The sequence below is a fragment of the Streptomyces sp. NPDC057543 genome (genome assembly GCF_042801895.1).
Taxonomy (GTDB): domain Bacteria; phylum Actinomycetota; class Actinomycetes; order Streptomycetales; family Streptomycetaceae; genus Streptomyces.
In genome coordinates, this window is the sequence record NZ_JBHVFF010000076.1 from 22,738 (window position 1) to 29,345 (window position 6,608).

6 protein-coding genes are annotated in these 6,608 nt (G+C 72.0%); 5 read left to right on the forward strand and 1 reads right to left on the reverse strand.

Going from position 1 to position 6,608, the window contains the following annotated elements; genetic code table 11:
• Positions 1-129 precede the first annotated feature (129 nt).
• Complete coding sequence (locus ACFU8Q_RS15685) at positions 130-1,302, forward strand: acyl-CoA dehydrogenase family protein (RefSeq protein ID WP_384453301.1); 1,173 nt, start codon at positions 130-132, stop codon at positions 1,300-1,302.
• A gap of 465 nt (positions 1,303-1,767) precedes the next feature.
• On the opposite strand, the gene ACFU8Q_RS15690 is transcribed toward ACFU8Q_RS15685, so the two are convergent.
• Positions 1,768-2,166 carry a hypothetical protein gene (locus ACFU8Q_RS15690; protein ID WP_384453304.1) on the reverse strand — a complete coding sequence of 133 codons (399 nt, stop codon included), beginning with the start codon at positions 2,164-2,166 and terminating at the stop codon, positions 1,768-1,770.
• A gap of 203 nt (positions 2,167-2,369) precedes the next feature.
• Between ACFU8Q_RS15690 and ACFU8Q_RS15695 the strand changes: the two genes are divergently transcribed.
• From ACFU8Q_RS15695 to fxsA, 4 genes are all read left to right on the forward strand, one after another.
• Positions 2,370-2,810, forward strand: a complete 441-nt coding sequence (locus tag ACFU8Q_RS15695) for an Lrp/AsnC family transcriptional regulator (protein ID WP_024493538.1) — start codon at positions 2,370-2,372, stop codon at positions 2,808-2,810.
• Positions 2,811-2,857: 47 nt separating this feature from the next.
• Positions 2,858-4,504 (forward strand): amidohydrolase, encoded by a 1,647-nt coding sequence (locus tag ACFU8Q_RS15700; protein ID WP_384453307.1) that lies wholly within the window; start codon positions 2,858-2,860, stop codon positions 4,502-4,504.
• Between the two features lie 550 nt (positions 4,505-5,054).
• On the forward strand, positions 5,055-5,822 hold the full coding sequence (locus tag ACFU8Q_RS15705; RefSeq protein ID WP_384453310.1) for a polyprenol monophosphomannose synthase: 768 nt from the start codon (positions 5,055-5,057) through the stop codon (positions 5,820-5,822).
• An 86-nt stretch (positions 5,823-5,908) separates the two neighbouring features.
• Entirely contained in the window at positions 5,909-6,499 is a 591-nt protein-coding gene (gene fxsA, locus ACFU8Q_RS15710) for an FxsA family membrane protein (protein WP_384453313.1), read from the forward strand.
• Positions 6,500-6,608 lie beyond the last annotated feature (109 nt).

A 6,608-nucleotide genomic window follows, 5' to 3' on the forward strand; every position in this document is an offset into this window, starting at 1 on the left:
AATCCGAGAGGCGGGCAACGGCTGCGTAGTAGTGCTCTTCCGGGCCGTGCTCGGAAGTTCCCCCGGCGGCGCCGTCCACACCCCGCGCGCGCGACCGTCGCAACGCCCGACAGGGAGGAGAGCGCCGTCATGTCCGACCGTGCCCCGCAATTGGTGGAACGCCGTCTGCCCACCGAGGAGTCCAGGCAGCTCATCGCGCTCGTCCGCGACATAGCCCAGCGAGAGATCGCGCCACGAGCGGCCGAGGAGGAGGACGCGGGCCGGTTCCCGCGTGAAGTCTTCACGCTGCTCTCGGAGTCCGGACTGCTCGGGCTGCCCTACGACTCCGCCCACGGCGGCGGTGACCAGCCGTACGAGGTCTACCTCCAGGTCCTCGAAGAACTCGCGGCCGCCCGGCTCACCGTCGGGCTCGGTGTCAGCGTCCACTCCCTCGCCTGCCACGCCCTCGCCGGATTCGGTACCAAGGAGCAGCAGGCCGAACACCTCCCGGCCATGCTCGGAGGGGGCCTGCTGGGCGCCTACTGCCTCTCCGAGCCCGCCTCGGGCTCCGATGCCGCCTCGCTGCGTACGAAGGCCCTACGGGACGGCGACGACTGGGTCATCACCGGCACCAAGGCGTGGATCACCCACGGCGGCATCGCCGACTTCTACACGGTCCTGGCCCGCACCGGTGCCGAGGGCGCCCGCGGCATCACGGCCTTCCTGGTTCCCGGCGACGCCGAGGGGCTGAACGCGGCCGCCCCCGAGAAGAAGATGGGCATGAAGGGTTCGCCCACCGCCCAGCTGAACTTCGACGGCGTACGGGTCGCCGACGCGCGCCGGATCGGCGAGGAGGGCCAGGGCTTCGCGATCGCGCTGTCCGCACTCGACTCCGGACGCCTGGGCATCGCCGCCTGTGCGATCGGCGTCGCCCAGGCGGCCCTGAGCGAGGCCGTCGCCTATGCCACCGGCCGTCGGCAGTTCGGGCGGCCCATCGCCGACTTCCAGGGCCTGCGCTTCATGCTCGCCGACATGGCCACCCAGATCGAGGCGGGCCGGGCGCTCTACCTGGAGGCGGCCCGGCTGCGTGACCAGGGCGAGCCCTTCTCGCGCCAAGCGGCCATGGCCAAACTGTTCTGCACGGACGCGGCCATGCGGGTCACCATCGACGCCGTCCAGGTCCTCGGTGGCTACGGCTACACCCTCGACTTCCCCGTCGAGCGGCTGATGCGCGAGGCCAAGGTGCTGCAGATCGTCGAGGGGACCAATCAGATCCAGCGGATGGTCATCGCGCGACACCTCGCGGGTCCTGAGACGCGCTGATCCGCAGCGGTCGCTCCGACCACACGGGCGTCGCCATGATCCGGTTCCACTCCTGGTCGTGGCGGCCCGGCAGGGTCCGTCCGGTGCTCTCCCAACGACGCAGCAGGGCCCGGTAGATGGGCGGATCGGTGGAGTGCGGCACCGGCTGCGGCGTCGACCGGGGAGGCGCGGGCTGCGGCACCGGCTGTGAATCGGGCTGCGGAACCGATTCTTCGGCGGTCGGAGCGGCGATACGGCGACGACCGGGAGCGGCCGTTGAATGCAGCAGGGTCATGCCTGGCCAACGGTGCGGGGCGGGCCCTGGTCACTGCCCGGCCGATTCGAGAGCCCGTTCGCCGGGTCCCCGGGGGCGGACCCTCCGGGGGAGCGGGCACCACGCCGGCCGGGCCGTCGTGGTGCGGCGCAATTCTTGCGGGACGGGCCCGGACGGCGTCCGGGCGGCGTCGCGCGGGGCCGGAACGGCCCTCAGGCGGCGTCGCGCCGCATCTGCGGCACCCGCAGCGGGCGGGAGCCCGGACCACCGGCGTGCGAGAACGGCTGCATCCTCCAGTCGAGCCCCTGAGGGAGCGTCAGCAGCAGGGCCGTCTCCTGCTCCTGGACGTCGAGCGAATCGTCGGCGGGCCGCGTCTGCGACGCCGCGCGGCCCGTACCGGCACAGACGGTCAGCACGAACGGGTTCCACGGAGTCGGGCACAGCGCGTGCTCCGGCAGCACGTCCTCGTCCGCCAGCAGCGCGATCGGCTGCACGCAGTCCGGGCAGATCACCCGGTACATCTCGAGCATGTCGTACGCGTCGGGAGCGGTGTCCTCGACGGGATCGACGGGATCCGGTTCGGTACGTCCGGTGAGCTTCAGGCTCTGCATGGGAAATTCCCCCCTCGGGTGGGCCGACAAGGCGCCACGGCCTCGACCACAGCAAGCACTTCCCGTCGTGCATCCGCCGTAACCGCCAAGAGGGTGGCTACCCGTGCGTAAACCTGTGGCATTCGTCACATGCCTGCCGCAGGTGCCCTTCCGGAGCCCTTGCCGCTGTGCCCGGAGGCACCAGTGGCAATAGGTTGATCCGCATGGAGGAGCTGGACCGACAGATCGTGGAGTTGCTCGTCAAGGACGGGCGGATGAGCTACACCGACCTGGGCAAGGCCACGGGCCTGTCCACCTCGGCGGTTCATCAGCGCGTCCGCAGGCTGGAGCAGCGCGGGGTGATCCGGGGCTATGCCGCGGTCGTCGACCCCGAGGCCGTCGGCCTGCCGCTCACCGCGTTCATCTCGGTGAAACCCTTCGACCCGAGCGCACCGGACGACATCGCGGAGCGGCTCGCGGGCGTTCCGGAGCTGGAGGCGTGTCACAGCGTCGCCGGTGATGAGAACTACATCCTCAAGGTGCGGGTCGCGACCCCGCTGGAGCTGGAGCATCTGCTCACCCGGATCCGTTCGCTGGCCGGTGTCTCCACCCGGACCACCGTCGTCCTCTCCACGCCGTACGAGGCCCGGCCCCCGCAGATCTGAGAGGGGGCGCGGACCGCGCGGGTCCGGGCAGGCGCGAGACTGGTCCCATGACCGAGAGCACCGCCCCCCAGGGCGACCACCGCACCGTGCTGCTGCGCGGTGGAGACGTCCACAGCCCCGCCGACCCCTTCGCCACCGCCATGGTCGTCGAGCGCGGCCATGTCGCCTGGGTGGGCTCGGAAGGGGCCGCCGACGCCTTTGCGAGCGGCGTCGACGAAGTGATCGACCTCGAAGGTGCGCTGGTCACCCCCGCGTTCACCGACGCCCACGTCCACACCACCTCGACCGGCCTGGCCCTCACCGGTCTCGACCTCTCCGGTGCCCGGACGCTCGACGAGGCGCTCGGAATGCTGCGCGAGTACGTGGCGGCGCACCCGGCGGACCGGGTCGTCCTCGGCCACGGCTGGGACGCCACGCGATGGCCGGAGCAGCGCCCTCCGGCGCGCGGCGAGCTCGACGCGGCCGCCGGCGGCCGACCGGTCTACCTGCCCCGTGTCGATGTGCACTCCGCGGTCGTCACCACCGCCCTGCTCGACCTGGTCCCGGGCGTCACCGGGCTCACCGGATACCACCCCGACGCCCCGCTGACCGGCGCCGCCCACCACGCGGTGCGCTCCGCGGCCCACGGTGCCGTCTCGGCGCGACAGCGCGCCGACGCACAGCGCGCCGCCCTGCGCCAGGCCGCGTCGCTCGGCATCGGCACCGTCCACGAGTGCGGCGGCCCCGACATCTCCGACGAGGAGGACTTCGTCGCGCTGCTGAAGCTTGCCGCGGCGGAGAGCGGACCGCGAGTCTTCGGCTACTGGGCCGAGCAGGTCGCCGACGAGAAGGACGCCCGCCGCATCCGGGAACTCGGCGCGATCGGCGCGGCCGGGGACCTGTTCGTCGACGGCTCCCTCGGCTCGCACACGGCCTGTCTGCACGAGCCGTACGCAGACGACCCGGCCGGGCACACGGGCGCCGCGCACCTGGACGCGGCGCGGATCGCCGCCCATGTCACCGCCTGCACCGAGGCCGGGCTGCAGGCCGGTTTCCACGCCATCGGCGACGCGGCGGTCTCCGCCGTGGTGGAGGGCGTCCGGGCCGCCACCGAGACGCTCGGCCTGGCCCGGGTCCGGGCTGCCCGGCACCGTATCGAGCACGCCGAGATGCTCACCCCGGAGACCGTCGCCGGCTTCGCGGAGCTGGGGCTGACCGCCTCCGTCCAGCCCGCCTTCGACGCGGCCTGGGGCGGTGAGGAGGGCATGTACGCGCGGCGGCTCGGCGCCGAGCGGGCCAGGACCCTCAACCCGTACGCGGCGCTCCTGCGGGCCGGTGTGCCCCTGGCCTTCGGCTCGGACAGTCCGGTGACCCCGCTGGACCCCTGGGGGACCGTACGGGCCGCCGCCTTCCACCGCACGCCCGAACACCGGATCTCCGTGCGAGCCGGTTTCACCGCCCACACCAGGGGAGGCTGGCGAGCCGTCGGCCGCGACGACGCGGGGACCCTGGTGCCCGGCGCTCCGGCCGACTACGCGGTCTGGCGCACCGATGACCTGGTGGTTCAGGCTCCGGACGACCGGGTCGCCCGCTGGTCGACCGACCCGAGGTCGGGAACGCCCGGCCTGCCGGACCTCACCCCGGGCGCGGCGCTTCCGGTCTGCCTGCGCACTGTGGTCTTCGGACAAACTGTCTACGTGCGGCCGAACGAGTGACGTCCGGACATTTCGTACCGCCGATCGAAGAATCCCCCGCTCTGCCGCGACCTGCGGATCTTCGCTACTGACCAGGCAAGTTCCGTGAACATCGCAGGTCAGGCAGCTATTGACAGAACGCGCCCACCGGCCGGTAGGTTCGGCCGAGTCCACCACAGGACGTCCGACCGGTTAAACCTCCACGCAGTCGTCGAACGCCGCTGGGTCATGGGGTGGTGTGCCGCACCGGCGCACCACTCCTGACAGCCAGGTTCAGCGCCCGCGCCTCGGGGGCGAGGGAAGGTTTCAGCCGGACGGTAGGTGCGACCCGGGTGGGGCCCGGACGTTCAGTAGACAACGGCTCTAGGTCGACCCGCAGCCAGCGGGTCCCAGGTCGGCCCGAAGGGCGCCGGGCCCCCATTCGCAGTTCCCGTAGGTTTCCGTCAGGGGGTCTGTCCGCACTTCCCTCCTTCTGTCCGTGGCGGTGCCCTTTCCCGTCCGACCGTGTCGGCATCCGGCTCCCGTCCGCTGGATATGGTGTGCATCTGCGTACGGACTTAAGGGGCAGTAAGTGAACGACGGCGGTCAGCGGCAGTACGGCCCGCTCGGCAGAACCCTGGTGATCATTCCGACCTACAACGAGGCCGAGAACATCAAGCCGATCGTCAGCCGGGTGCGCGCCGCTGTGCCGGAAGCCGACATCCTGATCGCCGACGACAACAGCCCCGACGGCACCGGCAAGGTCGCCGACGAGCTCTCCTGTGCCGACGAGCAGGTGCAGGTGTTGCACCGCAAGGGCAAGGAAGGGCTGGGCGCCGCCTACCTCGCGGGCTTCCGCTGGGGCATCGAGCACGGCTACGGCGTGCTTGTGGAGATGGACGCCGACGGCTCCCACCAGCCCGAGGAGCTGCCCCGGCTGCTCACCGCGCTCAAGGGCGCCGACCTGGTGCTCGGCTCCCGCTGGGTGCCGGGCGGGCGCGTGGTCAACTGGCCCAAGACCCGGGAAATGATCTCCCGCGGCGGCAGTACGTACTCCCGCATCCTCCTCGGGCTGCGGACCAGGGACGTCACGGGCGGCTACCGGGCCTTCCGCGCCGAGACCCTGGAGGGCATCGGCCTCGACCGGGTCGCCTCGCAGGGCTACTGCTTCCAGGTCGACCTGGCCCGCCGCGCCATCGACGCCGGATATCACGTTGTCGAGGTCCCGATCACCTTCGTGGACCGCGAGATCGGCGACTCGAAGATGAGCCGCGACATCCTGGTCGAGGCACTCTGGCGGGTCACCTCGTGGGGTGTCACCGCCCGTACGAACCGGGTCCTCGGCCGCAAGGCGATCTGACCCGCCGTGGGCGGCGGGCTCCGGCCCGTCGCCCATGATCACCCCCCTTACGGCGCTTGGACGCCCGTACGGGCACACTGGGGACCATGACGACCGGCACACCGCCCCCGACCGCCCCCAGGCGCTCACGCGCCCGTACCCTCGTTCCGCTCGCCGTCGCCGCCTGGGCGGTGCTGGAGATCTGGCTGCTCACCGTCGTGGCGAACGCGGCGGGCGGGTTCACCGTCCTGCTGCTCCTGGTGGCGGGAATCGTGTTCGGGGCCGCCGTGATGAAGCGGGCCGGCCGCCGGGCCTTCCGTAACCTCACCGAGACGCTCCAGCGGATGCCGGGACAGCCCGGGGCGGCCGCCGCCCCGCAGGCCGTGCCCTCGGGCACCGAGGGCAACGGCTTCCTGATGCTCGGCGGGCTGCTGCTGATGATTCCGGGGATGATCTCGGACGTAGCGGGGCTTCTGCTGCTCGTACCGCCGGTCCGTTCGATGTTCGGCCGGTACACGGAGCGGTCGCTGGAGCGCCGGATGCGCGCCGCAGGCCCCGGCAGCCTCTCCGACGCCTTCCAGCAGGCCCGCATTCACCGGCCGGACGGAAAGATCGTGCAGGGTGAGGTCATCCGTCAGGACGGCGCGCAGTCGGGCCCCCGCCCCGACGAGGGCCCTCGGCCGCCACTGACCCCCTGACACCGGGCCCGGTACCGGGTCCGCGGCCACCGCCCCCGGTGCCGGACCCGTTTACCGGGCCGCGACGCGACAGAGCCGCGGGCTGTGACACACACTCGGTGTGTCACAG